The following is a 14,688-nucleotide window of genomic DNA, read 5'->3' on the forward strand; positions in this document are numbered from 1 at the left end:
GGTCGGGCTGGCTGTGAGGAGTGCTTTGTCGATAATGTGGCAACCTGACAAGGGGATGGCTACACTAACGCCCCTTTTTGCCATCTCAGACCGACTATAAGGACATTGGCGTCATGCTGCTCCATGGATTGGCTTTCAAACCCTGGCGGATCTGGACCCGCCGTCCTCTCTGGTTGAAGACCCTGATCGGTATGCTGACAGGGATCGGCCTGGGACTTGGTTTCAGTGAACAGGCGTTGCAGCTCAAGCCCATTGGCGTCCTGTTCGTCAACACCATACAGATGCTGATGGTGCCCCTCATCTTCTGCTCGGTCATCGCTGGCCTCACCTCATTGCTCAAGGGCAAGAGTCTGGATCGGATCGGCAGCAAGGCCATAGGCCTCTATCTCTTTTCCACCGCCATCGCCATCTGCATTGGCCTGATGATGGGCTGGCTGCTGGAACCCGGCATGGGCGCCAATATGGGGCCCTATGAGCGCGTCGGTATGCTGGAACAGCCGACCCTGGCCAGCGTGCTGAGCCATCTGGTACCGCGCAACCCGGTGCAAGCCATGGTGGATGGCAAGATACTGCAGGTGATCGTGTTCGCGGTGGCCCTCGCCCTCGCCCTCAACGCCACCGGCCGGCGCGGCCGTCCCGCCATCCTCTTCTTCACCTCGCTGGCGGAAGGGATGTTCAAACTGACCCAGATGGTGATGGCGCTGGCCCCCTACGGCGTCTGCGCCCTGATGGCCTGGATGACAGGCAAATACGGGGCGAGCCTGCTGATGCCGCTGCTCAAGGTGATCGGCGCCGTCTATCTCGGCTGCCTGCTCCATGTGCTTGGCGTTTACAGCGGCCTGTTGATCCTGCTGGCCCGGCTCAATCCGCTGCACTACTTCAAGAGCATCGTTGATGCACAGGCCGTGGCCTTCACCAGTAGCTCCAGCAGCAGCACCCTGCCCATCAGCCTGGCCTGCGCCGAGCGTCGGCTCGGTGTCTCCCCTGCCATCACCGCCAAGGTGCTGCCCATAGGCGCCACCATCAACATGGACGGCACCGCCCTCTATCAGGGGGTAACCGCCCTGTTCGTGGCACAGGCCTTCGGAGTGGATCTGCACATGGTGGATTACCTGACCATCATCAGCATCGCCACCCTGGCCAGTATCGGTACGGCGGGCACACCGGGCACCGGATTGATGCTGCTGACGCTGACGCTGACCGCAGTGGGATTGCCGCTGGAAGGGGTGGCACTCATCGCCGGGATCGACCGGATCCTCGACATGGCACGCACCACGGTCAACGTCTCTGGCGATATTCTGGTGTCCGTGCTGATCGCCCGCAGCGAGAAGGAGCTGGATCTGGCGACCTATCACGACGCCAGCGCGGGGGAGGATATCGACTTCACCCTGCGCTGAGGCAGGGTGAGCGATTAATGATCGTGGGGATCGTGATGACAGCGCCAGCAGACCTCGAAGTTGGCGCCGTTCTCCTCCCCGCATTGACCGCAGAGCCAGCCATTGCCCTGACGCTGCTGGTAACGCTCTATGACCCGCCCAGCCTTGCTGCGGTCCTCGGCCCTCACCATCAGGGTCACCTGCAACATGTCTACCGGCAACTCGCCCAGGGCGCTGGACAGCGCCTCCCCGTTGAGCCGTACCAGCACCCCTTCCACTTCCAGCGCCCCCTTCAGGGCATGGGCCTCCAGTGAATGGGAAGCCCGATAAAGATTGATCCATTGATCCATGCCTTCCCCCTGCAACCGGTTGTCGATGCCACATATAACCGGCACCATGTCCCTCTTCCATCCTCGGGATAGAACCTGGACCCCATGATCCAGCCCCCTTATTTCCCTAACACGCCGGTCACAGCAGGTTGTCGATGCCGTAATCGGCCCCCTGCGCCACCATGAAATCGATAAAGGTCCGCAACTTGCGCGGCATCAGTCGCCGCTCAGGAAACAGCAGATAAATCGGTACCTTGGGCTGCTGCCACTCGGGCAGCAGGGTCACCAGCGCCCCGCTGACCAGCTCCTCATGACAGAGCATGGCAGGTAGAGAGGCCAATCCCAACCCTGCCTTCGCCGCCTCCCTGGCGCAGGTTATATTATTAACCCGAAAACGGAATGGAGGGTCAACCAGCACCTCCCTACCCTCGCGCTCGAAACACCAGTGAGAGGCCAGAAAGCCGCTGCTCACCGCCACCCGCTCGTGTAAAAGCAGATCTTCCGGCCGCGTGATGGCTGAGCTGCGCGCCAGATAATCCGGGCTGGCACAGAGCAGCCGCTCCGTGCTCCACAGCCGCCGCGCCGCCAGATTGGAGTCGCTCATGTCACCGATGCGCACGATCGCATCCAGCCCCTCGTTGATAGGATCCACGATGCGATTGGTCAGCTCCAGCTCCACCTGCAGGCCCGGATAGACTTGCAAGAATTTAGCCACTAACCGACCAACCACCAGCTGCCCCGTCTCGATAGGCACCGCCAACTTGAGGGTACCTGTCACCTCCTGCTGGCTGGCACTCACCATCAGCTCGGCCTGAGCCAGCTCATCCACCGCCTTGCTGCAGCGCAGGTAATACTGCTCCCCGGCCTCGGTCAGGGTGAGCTGCCGGGTGGAGCGGTAGAGCAGCCGCACACCGAGGCGTTGTTCCAGCTCGGCAATGCGGCGACTCACGGTCGCCTTGGTCATGCCCAGATCCTGGGCAGCCGCGGTGAAGGAGCCCTTGTCGACGATCCGCACTAAAATCAATGCCGCGTTCAAATCCATTGTTGCACCAGTGAAACTGTCTATCTCATAAATGGATACTAATCGAAACAGTTGGCCAGTGTTAGCCTGCGCCTCTTAAGTTCAGGAATCCCCCCAAAAATGAGTCAACACAAGAAGATCCCCCTGCTGGCCGCCATGGTGCTGGCCCTGCTCGGTCTGCTGTTCGCCGGTTACTGGTATCTGCATGGCCGCTATTTCGAGAGTACCGACAACGCCTACCTGCAGAGCGAGGTGACCGGGATCGGCTCCAAGCTGCCGGGCTACATCAGCGAGGTGCTGGTGACCGACAACCAGGCGGTGAAGACCGGTCAGCTGATCGCCAGGCTGGATGATCGGGAGTACAAGACCAAGGTGGCCGAGGCCGAAGCCGACCTGCGCCTCAATCAGGCGACGGCGGAGAATCTGGCCGCGACCCGCACCCAGCAGCTGAGCCTGATCCGTCAGGCCGAGGCCAAAGTCAGCTCTGCCACTGCCGAGCAGGTGCGCGCCCAGCAACAAGTGCAGCGCGTCAGCCAGCTCAACCAGCGCCATTACAGCTCGCAAGACAGCCTCGACGAGGTACGGGCTGGACTGCAGGTTAATCTGGCACAGGAGCAGGAGGCCCAAGCCGCCCTGCAAGCAGCCCGTGAACGACTGCTGGTGCTGGATGCCGAAGCCAAGCAGAACAAGGCCAGGCTGGCCCTGAGCGAGGCGCTGCTGGAGCAGGCCAAACTGGCGCTGACCTATACCGAGTTGCGGGCACCGGCCGATGGCATTATCGGCAAACGCAGCCTGCGGGCCGGGCTCTATGTCCAATCCGGCATGCAGGTCGCCAGCCTGGTGCCGCTGCAACAGGTGTGGGTCGAGGCCAACTTCAAGGAGACTCAGCTGCTCCACATGCAGCCGGGCCAGAAGGTGAAGGTGATCCTGGATGCTTATCCGGGTCAAGCAGTCGAGGGGATCATCGACAGCCTGGCCCCCGCCACCGGCGCCAGATTCGCCCTGCTGCCACCGGAAAACGCCACCGGCAACTTCACCAAGATAGTGCAGCGGGTGCCGGTCAAGATCCGCATCCCCGAGCCGGGCGCCCTGGCTGGCAAGCTGCTGCCGGGCCTCTCCACCGAGGTGATAGTGGACACCCGGGACCCCGAGCCCCTGGTCGCCGCCCACTGATGGAACCCATTCCACGTCGCCACTGGATCGCTGTCATGGGGGGCCTCATTGGCGCCTTCATGGCCATCCTCGACATCCAGATCACCAACGCCTCCCTGAAGGACATTCAGGGGGCCCTCTCCGCCACCCTGAGCGAGAGTTCCTGGATCTCCACCTCCTATCTGGTGGCGGAAATGATCGCCATCCCCCTGAGCGGCTGGTTCAGCAGGGGCCTGAGCGTGCGCCGCTATCTGCTGTGGACCACCGGTGCTTTCCTCATCGCCTCCGTGCTCTGCTCGTTCAGCTGGAACCTCACCAGCATGATCGTCTTCCGGGCATTGCAGGGCTTCACCGGCGGCGCCCTCATTCCCATGGCCTTCTCACTCATCGTCACCCTGTTGCCACTGCACAAACGGGCCACCGGCATGGCGCTGTTCGGCATCTGTGCCACCTTCGCCCCCGCCATAGGCCCAACGCTGGGCGGCTGGCTGACCGAGCAGCTGTCGTGGCACTACATCTTCTATCTGAATGTGCCACCGGGACTGCTGGTGATGGCCATGCTGGCCCACGGGCTGGACAAGCAGCCGGTGGACTGGGAGGTGATCAAGCGGGTGGATCTCATCGGCATAGTCACCATGGCGATGGGGCTGGGTCTGCTGGAGGTGGTGCTGGAAGAGGGCAACCGGGAGGACTGGTTCGGTTCCAGCTTCATCGTGCGGCTCACCGTCATCTCGGTAGTGGCCCTGGTGTTCTTCGTCATCAGCCAGCTGCTCAGACGCCATCCGCTGGTCAACCTGCGGCTACTGCACAATCCGCGTTTCGCGCTGGCCTGCTTCGCCTATCTGGTGCTCGGCATGGCGCTGATGGGCTCCATCTATGTGCTGCCGCTCTACATGGCGCAGATCCACAACTACAACGCACTGGAAATCGGTGAAGTACTGATGTGGATGGGGCTACCACAGCTGCTGGTGTTGCCGCTGGTGCCCAAACTGACCCACAAGATAGACCCGCGCTACCTGGTGAGTTTCGGCTTCCTGGTGTTTGCCATCAGCTGCTTCATGAACATGAACATGAGTGCCGACTACGCCGGCCCCCAGCTGATCCAGTCGCTGATAGTGCGGGCGTTGGGTCAACCCTTCATCATGGTGCCGCTCTCTCTGGTGGCGACCGCCAGCCTGACCCATGACGAGATCCCCTCCGCCTCGACCCTGCTCAACGTACTGCGCAACCTCGGCGGCGCGTTCGGTATCGCCATCATCGCGACCCTGATCGATAACGACACCCGCGTCCATGTCAGCCAGATCAGCAGCACCCTGGCCGCCAGTAGCATAGAGGGGCAGAGCTACCTGCTGCAGCTGGCCCAGAACATGATGGTGCAAGGCTCGGGTCCCGAGCTGGCACAGCAGCAGGCCCAGGCCATGCTGGCGAACACCATCAGTCGCGAGGCGGCCATCATGGCCTACAATCAGGTGTTTTACGTGATGGGCATCTTCCTGCTGATCGCCAGCGCCCTGATGCTGCTACTCAAGCAGCCAGCACCCAGGGCTGCCGACGCCGAGCCGCTCGAGGCATAGCAAGGGTCTGAAAACAGGCCCATTTTCCTTGCCGCGGTTCATCGCCCGCCGGCGAGGATCAGGGATCTAGTGCGAGCGATAAAAGGCACCGGCGCCTCTTCACCCTGCCAGCGAGGCGGCGATCAAAAACTGGGCGGCGAAGTAGCTGCTCATCACCCAGGCCGTCGCATGGGGGAAAGGGCGGCGGAAGCGATCCAGCGCCAGCATGCTGTCGGAGAAGAGGAACATCAAGGCCCCCACCAGGGCAGCGGCACTGCCTGCGGTCAAGGAGGCGTGCCAGGCACCGGCGGCCACCCAGGCCATGCCAATGATCACCAGCATGTAGCAAAGCACGGGGACCTTCATCTCCCCGAGTTTGCCCCACAACAGGCCGAACACCATGCCCGCCACCAGCAGCAACAGCAGGCCATCCATCAGCTTCAGCACCAGCGGCCCCTGGGCGAAACCGACTATGTAGCAGAGGTGCGCGACAAAAAATGCCGCCAGCCCCTGAATAAACCGATCGCTTGGCAGCATCAGCAGCACGTCTCCGGCCAGCGACAGGCAGAGGCCGAGCAGGATCCAGGCATGGGAGCCGTCGTGGTCATAACCCTGATAGCCAAACGCCAGCGCTATGATGAGCAGCATGGTCAGCGGCTTGCTGATGTAGAACTGACGGGAGTCTGAGCCGTAGGCCGCACGAATGTGCCACCAGCCCGATGCGATGATCAAGAAACTCAATAACATGCCCTGCTCCTCACGTGTTGCTCGCACTCATACGGCAACATCTTATTTACCAGGGGCAGAGTAGCAAATTCCCCCGCCCAGTGGCAGGGGGGCTCAGAACACCAGCCCTCTACACCTAAAGTCTAATTGCCTCGCCCCCCTTGCTGGGGCATAAGGAACGGGTCTGGAGGATCACCATGGAAGAAGCAATGAAAAACTATCTGCCCGCCATCGATATTATGATGTGCCATCTGGGGATCAGCTTCGAGCAGGCCTGCGAACAGCTTGGCCTCAGCCCGCAGGAGCAACAGGCGCTGGACCAGTTGCAGGATCCGCAAGAATAAGCCCCGACCGGGGAGATGAAAACGGCGCCTCGATGGCGCCGTTTTTATTGACCCTTGTTAGGCTCGCACCGCCCGTCGCCGTTGCAGCCCGACGATCAACGCAAACAGCAGGAAGCCGGGCAACCACATCAGCTCCTTGCGCCAGCGCTCGGTGGGCGCCTTGACGGTCAGGATCTCCTGATCGAACTCCAGCCCCATGGTGGCCGCAGGGCTGCCAAAGGCGACGTTGTCGATCAGCGTCTTGCCATCCTGTTCATAGAGGCTCAGCCCCAGATTGGCCAGCCGCTCCTCGCCATCCGCCCCATCCGGAACGGCGACCAGCAGGGTGAACTTGCGCGGTTTTCCGACCGCATCTTCACCCTGGACGCGCAGCCGCAGCGTGCTCTCCGCCTCCACTTCACCCATGGTTTTTGCCAACTCGGCGGGCGGGGTAACCCGATAGGGATCGTGCACCATGTCCATCCAGAAACCGGGGCGGAACAGGGTAAAGGCGACCAGCAGCAGCAATATGCTCTCATACCAGCGGCTCTTCACCAGGAACCAGCCCTGGGTAGCAGCAGCGAAGATCAGCATGGCGATGGTCGCCACGATAAAGATCAGCACTCCGTGGGCAAAGTCCACATCGATCAGCAGCAGGTCGGTGTTGAAGATGAACAGGAACGGCAGCGCGGCGGTACGCAGGCTGTAGTAGAACGCCGTGATCCCGGTCTTGATGGGATCGCCCTTGGAGACGGCGGCTGCCGCGAACGAGGCCAGCCCCACCGGCGGCGTCACATCCGCCATGATGCCGAAGTAGAAGACGAACAGGTGCACGGCGATGAGCGGCACTATCAGGCCGTTCTGCTGCCCGAGCGTCACCACCACGGGCGCCAGCAGGCTGGAGACAACGATGTAGTTGGCGGTGGTGGGCAGCCCCATGCCGAGAATAAGGCTCAGAAAGGCGGTGAGCAGCAGCATCAGCAGCAGATTGCCCATGGAGAGCATCTCCACCAGATCGGCCAGTACCAAACCCACCCCGGTCTGGGAAACGGCGCCCACTATGATGCCGGCAGTGGCGGTCGCAATGCCGATACCGATCATGTTGCGGGCACCGGCCACCAGCCCCTCGCGCAGATCGATCAGACCGTCCTGCACTGAGCCGTAATCGTGCAGGCCATCACTGCGCAGCCAGTTGAGCAGCGGCCGCTGGGTCAGCAGTATGATCACCAGCATGACGGTTCCCCAGAAGGCCGACAGCCCGGGCGAGAGCCGTTCAACCATCAGGCACCACACCAGCACCACCACGGGCAGCAGGAAGTGCAGACCGGAGAGCAGCACGGCGCGGGTGTTGGGCAACTCGGTCAGCGGTTTGTCCGGATCCTCTGCCGCCAGCGGTTCGTTACTGGCCGCTATCTTCAACAGACTCAGATAGGTGATAACCAGCAGCAGGCTGATCCCCGGCAGGGCGAAGTCACCCAGCACAGGTTTGAGCCAGCCCAGACCATAGTAAACCGCCATCGACAGGCCGCTGATGAGGGTGGCGCCGAAGGCAAAACCGGTCAGACGGCGCAGCCAGGGCTTGGGCTGATGGCCACCTATGGGCTGCATGCCGAGCTTGAGCGCCTCCAGATGGACGATGTAGAGCAGGGCTATGTAGGAGATGGTGGCCGGCAGGAAGGCGTGCTTGATGATCTCGACGTAGGGAATGCCCACGTACTCCACCATCAGGAAGGCGGCCGCACCCATCACAGGGGGCATGATCTGGCCGTTGACCGAGGAGGCCACTTCCACTGCCCCCGCCTTCTCGGCGCTAAAGCCCACCTTCTTCATCATGGGAATGGTGAAGGTGCCGGTGGTCACCACGTTGGCAATCGACGAGCCTGAGATGAGGCCGGTCAGGCCGGAGGCTACCACTGCCGCCTTGGCTGGACCGCCGCGCAGGTGGCCAAGCAGGCTGAAGGCGAGCTGGATGAAGTAGTGACCGGCGCCGGCCCGCTCCAGCAGGGCGCCGAACAGCACGAACAGGAACACGAAGCTGGTGGAGACGCCGAGGGCAATCCCGAACACCCCTTCAGTGGTGATCCACTGATGGTTGGCCAGCGCGGTGAAGCTCACCCCGCGGTGGGCCAGCAGGCCCGGCATCCAGGGGCCCGCCAGACTGTAGACCAGAAAGGCGATGGCGATGACCGCCAGTGCTGGCCCCAGCGCGCGGCGCGCCGCTTCCAGCAGTAGTGGCAGACCGATACAGGCGGTGACCAGATCGGCGGTGGTAAGGCTGCCCGGCCGCAGGGCCAGCGCCTGGTACATCACGAACAGGTAGCAAGCCGCCCCGGCGGCAATGAGCCCCAAGGCTATGTCGCCGATCGGCACCCGATCACGTGGCGATGAACGAAACGCCGGAAACACCAGATAGGCCAGCAGCAGGGCGAAGGTGAGGTGAATGGCGCGGGTTTCGGTGTCATTGAGTACGCCAAAGCCCAACATGAAGGGCAGCGGCGAGGCGATCCAGAGCTGGAAAAGAGACCAGGCCAGCGCCAGTGTGGTGATGAGCCCGCCCATGAGGCCGAACGGCAGACGAGCGCCCACATCCTGGGCGATCAGTTCCTCGGTAGAGAGTTGTTTATCTTGCATAGGGTTAACTTGTGCCAACGAGTACAACAAGAGCGACACCCGCCCCCGCAACTGGGCTGCGGCTGACGGGTGTCGAAGAGAGTGACCTGGGCCCTTGGGCCGTCAATCAGAGCCAGCCGCGCTCCTTGTAGTAGCGGGCAGCCCCTTCATGCAGCGGCGCAGAGAGTCCCACCTTGATCATGTCGGCCTCTTGCAGGTCGGCGAAGGCCGGGTGCAGGCGCTTGAAGCGATCCAGGTTGCCGAACACCGACTTGACCAGCTGATAGACCACTTCAGGATCTGTCTTGGCGCTGGTGGAGAGCACCGCCTTGCCGCCGATAGACGGGGTTGGCTGGTCGCTGCCCTTGTAGATGCCGCCGGGGATTTCAGCCTTGCTGTAGTAGCTCTTCTCGGCCAGCAGCTTGTCGATATCCGCGCCGGTCACCGGTACCAGTACCGCATCGGTCGTGGTGGAGGCTTCCTGGATGGCGCCGTTCGGGTGACCGACGAAGTAGCTCATGGCGTCGATGTTGTTGTCGCCGAGGGCGGAGGCCTGCTCGGCCGGTTTCAGTTCGGAGACCAGGCCGAAGTCACCCTTCTTCCAGCCTTTGACCGCCATTATCTCTTCCATGGTGTCACGCTGGCCGGAGCCCGGGTTGCCGATGTTGACGCGCTTGCCCTTCATGTCGTCGAAGCCGGCGATGTTGGCATCACGGCGCGCCAGTATGGTGAACACTTCGCTCTGCAGGGAGAGGACGGCACGCATGTCATCCATGGCCCCTTCAGCCTGGAAGGGGGGCAGGCCTTTCATCGCCTTGTACTGATGGTCGGACTGCATGATACCGAAGTTGAACTCACCGCTGCGGATACCGTTGACGTTGGCCACACCGCCACCGCTGGCCGGGGCGTTGCACTTGATCTGGTGATCGGCAACGCCGCGATTGAGGAAGCGGCAGATAGACTGGCCAGCGACATAGTAAACACCGGTCTGACCGCCAGTGCCTATGGTCACGAAGCGCTCCTGCGCCTGCAGCGGACCACCAAACGAAACACCGACCAGGGCAGCCGACAGGGCACACGCCAGGGAAAATCCTTTCATGTTGTTCATCCTTTTTGATTGATTCAGCTCGCCCGTTCCACGGGCGAATGCCGGACAAACCACCGTTCTGCACCGGTGGTCATCCATAACCTCTATATGAGGAATCGGGTGAACGGCGAGCGTTCCCCAAAAAGCCACCAGCATCCTGTGGTGAGACAGTCGGCGTCATGCCAACCGAAGATAATTGACCCGGAGGGGATCAATCAAAGCGTCATAGCGGCTTCGATTAAGCACATGGAGCCAACATAAATCAAACAAAAACACAAAATAATGGATATGAATGACGAGAAATTTGAAGCCGATCATTAATTTACTGCTCGGGGATTAATTGGATGTGCTACCGGTTGGCAGGCGGGAGGATAGAGATAAGATTCTTTTGCAGCCCTTTACTGGCAAGGGCTGCAACCTTGTTGACTTATGCTTTTGGCTTGGCCAGATCCAGGATAAACGCAAACTCCAGCGCGATATCCTCATAAGCCTTGAAGCGACCGGACTTGCCGCCGTGACCGGCATCCATGTCGGTATTCAGCAACAACTTGTTATCATCCGTCTTCAGCTCGCGCAGCTTGGCCACCCACTTGGCAGGCTCCCAATACTGTACCTGGGAGTCATGCAGCCCCGTGGTCACCAGCATGTTCGGGTAGGCCTGTGCCTTGACCTGATCGTAGGGGCTATAAGCCTTCATGTAGTCGTAATAACGCTTCTGCTTCGGGTTGCCCCACTCGTCGTACTCCCCGGTGGTGAGGGGAATGGATTCGTCGAGCATGGTAGTGACCACGTCGACAAAGGGCACCTGAGCCACCACGCCACGATAGAGCTGGGGCGCCTGATTGATGACAGCCCCCATCAGCAGGCCGCCGGCGCTGCCGCCCATGGCGTAGACCTGATCCCTGGCGCCATAACCCTGCGCCATCAGCGCCTCGGTCACGTCGATGAAGTCGTTGAAGGTATTCTGCTTTTTCAGCAGTTTGCCGTCTTCATACCAGTGGCGGCCCAGCTCCTCGCCGCCCCGAATGTGGGCGATGGCATAGACGAAGCCCCGGTCCAGCAGGCTCAGGCGAGCCGTGCTGAAATCGGGATCCATGCTGGCGCCGTAAGAGCCATAGCCGTAGACCAGTAACGGATTTTTTTGCGACCCGGCACTCTCTTTCTTGAACAGATCCGTGCGATAGACCAGCGACACCGGCACGGTCACCCCATCGCGGGCGGTCACCCAGAGGCGCTCGCTGGCGTACAGCTCCGGCTTGAAGCCCGCCACCGCTTGCTGTTTGAGCAGGGTACGCTTGCCGCTGGCCATATCCAGCTCATAGGTGGACGACGGTGTGGTCATGGAGGAGTAACCGTAGCGCAACTGGCTGGTCTCCGGTTCCGGGTTGTAGGCGAGCCAGGTGACATAGGCGGGATCGTCGAAAGCGATCTCTTTCTGCTCGCCGCTCTGCCAGTTGATCTGGCGCAGCCGGGTAAGCCCCTGATTGCGCTCCTCCAGCACCAGCCACTCCTTGAACAGGGCATAGCTCTCCAGCAACACGTCCGGATTGGGGGCAATCACCGCCTTCCAGCGCTCGACCGGGCTCTCCTTGGTCTCGTACAGGCCGAAGTTCTTGCCGTCCTTGTTGGATCGCACATAAAAGCGACCGCGGTAGTTATCCAGGCTGTATTCGTGATCCACCTGGCGGGGCAGGAACAGCCGTGGAGCCTGGGTCGGCACGTTGGCGTCGATGAGGCGCGCCTCGCCCGTGGTGGTGCTGGAGAGGGCGATGACGATGAAATCTTCCGAGGTGGTGGCGTAGAGGCTGACGTAGAAGGTGTCATCCTTCTCCTCATACACCAGAGTGTCTTTCGCCGGATCCGAGCCAAGCTCGTGGCGATAGACCTGATAGGGCAACAGGGTCTTGGGGTGCTTGCGCACGTAGAACACTGTCTTGCTGTCGTTGGCCCACACCAGGTTGCCCGAGGTGTTCGGAAGCGACTCGGCCGCCCACTTGCCGCTCTCCAGATCGAGGAACTGGATCTGGTACTGGCGGCGCGAGAGGAAATCTTCCGCCACCGCCAGCCAGCGGTTGTTGCGGCTCACCTCCAGGGCGCCAAGGGCGTAGAACTCGTGCCCCTCTGCGCGCTGGTTGCTGTCGAGCATCAGCTCGGGCTCCTGCGACCCTTCCACCTTGCTGCGGGAATAGATACCGTACTCCTTGCCCGGCTCATAGCGGGTCTGGTAACGGTAGCCATTCTTCACATAGGGGACTGACTCATCCTGCTGGGGAATACGGGCCACCATCTCCTGGTAGAGCTGGTCGCGCAGCGGCCTGGTCGGCTTGAGCATGGCCTCGGTATAGGCGTTCTCCGCCTCCAGGTAGGCCAGCACCTCGGGTTTCTGGCGCTCGTCATCGCGCAGCCAATAGTAGTTGTCGACCCGGGTATCTCCGTGTTTCTTGATGGTGTGAGGGTGTTTGGTGGCCACGGGAGGCTGGATAAGGGTATCGCTTGTGGGCATGGCGGACTCATCATTGGCATATGAACAGGGAACGGCGGCCAGGCAAGCCAGCAGCAGAAGCCCTCGGGAAAAGGTAAACATGTCGCATCCTTTGCGCTTTAAAAGGGTTAGCAGACCTGAGCCTTGGCTCCTTGGATAGGGGATCAATCTGCCCCTTGTCGCCCCCAGTTGCAAGTTATCACCCCGTAAAACCCGCAAGAACAGGTAAAAGGGCCGCTATCTCGCGACAGCGGCCCTCAAACCTGACCATGAGCGACACAGGTTCGCTCAGGTGTGCCTCACATGATGGAGTCGTGCCTGCTCATGGCCAGTTTGCGTCAGCCGGAGTAGCTCGACCAGACCCTGGTCGCGCCCTCATCACTGATGCTCAGCACCTGGTAGGGCTGACCCGGAATATCCATGCCTGGCGCACTCTGGGGCATGCCCGGAATGGTCAGGCCGCGGATCGCCGGTTTTTCCTTGAGCAGCTTCTGCACATCGGCGGCGGGTACATGCCCCTCCACCACATAGCCATTCACCACACCCGTGTGGCAGGACGCCAGCTGCGGTGTGATGCCGTACTGCTGCTTGATGGGATCGAGCTGCTCGGTTTCGACGACCTTGACCTCAAAGCCGTTCTCTTCCATGTGCTTGATCCAGGTCTTGCAACAGCCGCAATACTGGGACTTGTAGACGGTCATCTGCTCCGCGGCCAGGGCGGAGAAGCTGACGGTACCGGCCAGCAGGGCCAGTAACAGGGACTTGTACATAACTCACCTCAGATAAGAAGAAATACCCAAAAAAACAGGGGAACTCGACTCAACCGGGATGACGGGGAGGACGATCCAGCCGCTCGAGCGGCACCTCAGGCGTGAACAGGGAGGGGGAGAGAAACTGTGGCATATCCGGTTCCAGCACGGCCACCGTCAGGCTGTCGCTGGTGAGCACCGTCATGGCCAGCGCCGAGGTGAAGCTGCCGCATGGCATGGCCTTCTCCAGGGTGCGCTCGCTCTGGCTGCAATGGGGCGTCAGAGTACAGAGATCGGTCGCCGCCCGGCTGCCAAACGACATCAGCACCATCAGCAGACTCCACAGAGGGAGCCAGCGGCGGGCGCGAGCAAGTTGGCGACGGGTCAGAACCATGACATGACTCATTGATCGGAGGAACCCCATGGTAACCCCTGGCCCAGGGGGAGGGTCAAGCCCTCCCCTCTATGGTTGGATGTAAGTAGTCTGGCGGGGCGCGATTCACCCACGTATCCCCGCGTCCGGCGTTGCGCGATCTGATCCCGGAACTGGCGGGCTATTGCGCTTCTTGCTAACGTCGCAGCTCAATACATCTTCTTTTCACCGGTATTAGGCCCATCTTCAGGTTATGACCCCATGAAACGCATTCTGGTTATCTTTTCACACCCGGCCCTGCAGAGCTCCAGGGCCAACAAGCAGCTGCTGCAAGCTGTCTCCAACCTGGAGGGGGTCACGGTGCACGACCTCTACCAGCACTACCCGGACATGTTCATCAATGTGAAGCGGGAGCAGGCCCTGCTGTCGGAACACGACATCATCGTCTTTCAGCACCCCTTCTACTGGTACTCCTGCCCCGCCATCATGAAGGAGTGGATGGATCTGGTGCTGGAGTATGGTTACGCCTACGGCCCCGAGTCCCACGCCCTCAAGGGCAAGCAGTGGCTGAGTGCCATCACCACGGGGGGGGCCCCCGACTCCTATTGCAGCGAAGGCTACAACAGCCGTCCGCTGCTCGACTTCCTGCTGCCGTTCCAGCAAACGGCGCAGCTGTGCGGCATGAGCTGGCTGCCACCGTTCGTGCTGCACTCCTTTCACAAGATCAAGGATCCGAAGGCGCTGCGTCGCTGTGGCCAGGATTATCGCCAGCTGCTGTGTGCCCTGCGCGACGAGCAACTGACCCCGGCCCAGCTCGGCGGCAGCCCCTATCTGCGGGATCTGCTGGAGGTGCTCTCATGAAACACTGCCTGTCATTTGGCCGAGCCTATGAGCCGGGCCAGAAATT

Annotated in this window: 13 protein-coding genes; 5 read left to right on the forward strand and 8 right to left on the reverse strand. The window is 61.3% G+C overall.

Annotated features, from left to right (window positions below; genetic code table 11):
* Positions 1-113: 113 nt before the first annotated feature.
* Positions 114-1,397 (forward strand): dicarboxylate/amino acid:cation symporter, encoded by a 1,284-nt coding sequence (locus WJM78_RS21460; RefSeq protein WP_042038024.1) that lies wholly within the window; start codon positions 114-116, stop codon positions 1,395-1,397.
* Positions 1,398-1,411: 14 nt separating this feature from the next.
* Here WJM78_RS21460 and WJM78_RS21465 read toward each other — a convergent pair whose 3' ends face one another.
* Positions 1,412-1,726, reverse strand: coding sequence for a DUF2007 domain-containing protein (locus WJM78_RS21465; RefSeq protein WP_339015972.1), 315 nt, complete (start codon positions 1,724-1,726; stop codon positions 1,412-1,414).
* Positions 1,727-1,844: 118 nt separating this feature from the next.
* Positions 1,845-2,747 (reverse strand): LysR family transcriptional regulator, encoded by a 903-nt coding sequence (locus WJM78_RS21470; RefSeq protein ID WP_339011917.1) that lies wholly within the window; start codon positions 2,745-2,747, stop codon positions 1,845-1,847.
* 99 nt (positions 2,748-2,846) lie between these two features.
* On the opposite strand from WJM78_RS21470, the gene WJM78_RS21475 reads away from it, so the two are divergent.
* Both WJM78_RS21475 and WJM78_RS21480 read left to right on the forward strand, forming a co-directional pair.
* Positions 2,847-3,899, forward strand: coding sequence for an HlyD family secretion protein (locus WJM78_RS21475; RefSeq protein ID WP_042038026.1), 1,053 nt, complete (start codon positions 2,847-2,849; stop codon positions 3,897-3,899).
* Positions 3,899-5,452: a DHA2 family efflux MFS transporter permease subunit gene (locus tag WJM78_RS21480; protein ID WP_108537240.1), complete on the forward strand. Its 1,554-nt coding sequence runs from the start codon at positions 3,899-3,901 to the stop codon at positions 5,450-5,452. Before WJM78_RS21475 ends, WJM78_RS21480 begins: the two co-directional genes overlap by 1 nt.
* Positions 5,453-5,551: 99 nt before the next feature.
* Here the strand turns inward: WJM78_RS21480 and WJM78_RS21485 are convergent, their stop codons facing one another.
* Complete coding sequence (locus tag WJM78_RS21485) at positions 5,552-6,178, reverse strand: lysoplasmalogenase (RefSeq protein WP_042038029.1); 627 nt, start codon at positions 6,176-6,178, stop codon at positions 5,552-5,554.
* 188 nt (positions 6,179-6,366) lie between these two features.
* Between WJM78_RS21485 and WJM78_RS21490 the strand changes: the two genes are divergently transcribed.
* Positions 6,367-6,501, forward strand: a complete 135-nt coding sequence (locus tag WJM78_RS21490; RefSeq protein ID WP_258224744.1) for a hypothetical protein — start codon at positions 6,367-6,369, stop codon at positions 6,499-6,501.
* 57 nt (positions 6,502-6,558) lie between these two features.
* Here the strand turns inward: WJM78_RS21490 and WJM78_RS21495 are convergent, their stop codons facing one another.
* The 5 genes from WJM78_RS21495 to WJM78_RS21515 all read right to left on the reverse strand — a co-directional run bounded on the left by WJM78_RS21495 (position 6,559) and on the right by WJM78_RS21515 (position 13,802).
* The gene (locus WJM78_RS21495; RefSeq protein WP_339011924.1) at positions 6,559-9,111 is read right to left on the reverse strand and encodes a TRAP transporter permease; all 2,553 of its coding nucleotides are present in this window, start codon (positions 9,109-9,111) and stop codon (positions 6,559-6,561) included.
* Positions 9,112-9,217: 106 nt separating this feature from the next.
* The gene (locus tag WJM78_RS21500) at positions 9,218-10,189 is read right to left on the reverse strand and encodes a TAXI family TRAP transporter solute-binding subunit (RefSeq protein WP_042038032.1); all 972 of its coding nucleotides are present in this window, start codon (positions 10,187-10,189) and stop codon (positions 9,218-9,220) included.
* A gap of 415 nt (positions 10,190-10,604) precedes the next feature.
* A complete protein-coding gene (locus tag WJM78_RS21505; protein WP_339011927.1) occupies positions 10,605-12,761 on the reverse strand; it encodes a S9 family peptidase in 2,157 nt (718 codons plus the stop codon).
* Between the two features lie 236 nt (positions 12,762-12,997).
* Complete coding sequence (locus tag WJM78_RS21510; RefSeq protein WP_042038036.1) at positions 12,998-13,429, reverse strand: DUF411 domain-containing protein; 432 nt, start codon at positions 13,427-13,429, stop codon at positions 12,998-13,000.
* Between the two features lie 49 nt (positions 13,430-13,478).
* Positions 13,479-13,802, reverse strand: coding sequence for a hypothetical protein (locus WJM78_RS21515; protein WP_042038037.1), 324 nt, complete (start codon positions 13,800-13,802; stop codon positions 13,479-13,481).
* Between the two features lie 240 nt (positions 13,803-14,042).
* Between WJM78_RS21515 and WJM78_RS21520 the strand changes: the two genes are divergently transcribed.
* Positions 14,043-14,642 carry an NAD(P)H-dependent oxidoreductase gene (locus WJM78_RS21520; RefSeq protein WP_339011930.1) on the forward strand — a complete coding sequence of 200 codons (600 nt, stop codon included), beginning with the start codon at positions 14,043-14,045 and terminating at the stop codon, positions 14,640-14,642.
* Positions 14,643-14,688: the final 46 nt, after the last annotated feature.

It is taken from the genome of Aeromonas popoffii (genome assembly GCF_037818705.1).
GTDB classification, from domain to species: Bacteria; Pseudomonadota; Gammaproteobacteria; order Enterobacterales; family Aeromonadaceae; genus Aeromonas; species Aeromonas popoffii.

Bases quoted from the DNA above. Each gene is read 5' to 3' on its own strand.
- WJM78_RS21460 (WP_042038024.1), top strand. From the start codon at position 114: ATGCTGCTCCATGGATTGGCTTTCAAACCCTGGCGGATCTGGACCCGC.
- WJM78_RS21465 (WP_339015972.1), bottom strand. From the start codon at position 1,726: ATGGATCAATGGATCAATCTTTATCGGGCTTCCCATTCACTGGAGGCC.
- WJM78_RS21470 (WP_339011917.1), bottom strand. From the start codon at position 2,747: ATGGATTTGAACGCGGCATTGATTTTAGTGCGGATCGTCGACAAGGGC.
- WJM78_RS21475 (WP_042038026.1), top strand. From the start codon at position 2,847: ATGAGTCAACACAAGAAGATCCCCCTGCTGGCCGCCATGGTGCTGGCC.
- WJM78_RS21480 (WP_108537240.1), top strand. From the start codon at position 3,899: ATGGAACCCATTCCACGTCGCCACTGGATCGCTGTCATGGGGGGCCTC.
- WJM78_RS21485 (WP_042038029.1), bottom strand. From the start codon at position 6,178: ATGTTATTGAGTTTCTTGATCATCGCATCGGGCTGGTGGCACATTCGT.
- WJM78_RS21490 (WP_258224744.1), top strand. From the start codon at position 6,367: ATGAAAAACTATCTGCCCGCCATCGATATTATGATGTGCCATCTGGGG.
- WJM78_RS21495 (WP_339011924.1), bottom strand. From the start codon at position 9,111: ATGCAAGATAAACAACTCTCTACCGAGGAACTGATCGCCCAGGATGTG.
- WJM78_RS21500 (WP_042038032.1), bottom strand. From the start codon at position 10,189: ATGAAAGGATTTTCCCTGGCGTGTGCCCTGTCGGCTGCCCTGGTCGGT.
- WJM78_RS21505 (WP_339011927.1), bottom strand. From the start codon at position 12,761: ATGTTTACCTTTTCCCGAGGGCTTCTGCTGCTGGCTTGCCTGGCCGCC.
- WJM78_RS21510 (WP_042038036.1), bottom strand. From the start codon at position 13,429: ATGTACAAGTCCCTGTTACTGGCCCTGCTGGCCGGTACCGTCAGCTTC.
- WJM78_RS21515 (WP_042038037.1), bottom strand. From the start codon at position 13,802: ATGGTTCTGACCCGTCGCCAACTTGCTCGCGCCCGCCGCTGGCTCCCT.
- WJM78_RS21520 (WP_339011930.1), top strand. From the start codon at position 14,043: ATGAAACGCATTCTGGTTATCTTTTCACACCCGGCCCTGCAGAGCTCC.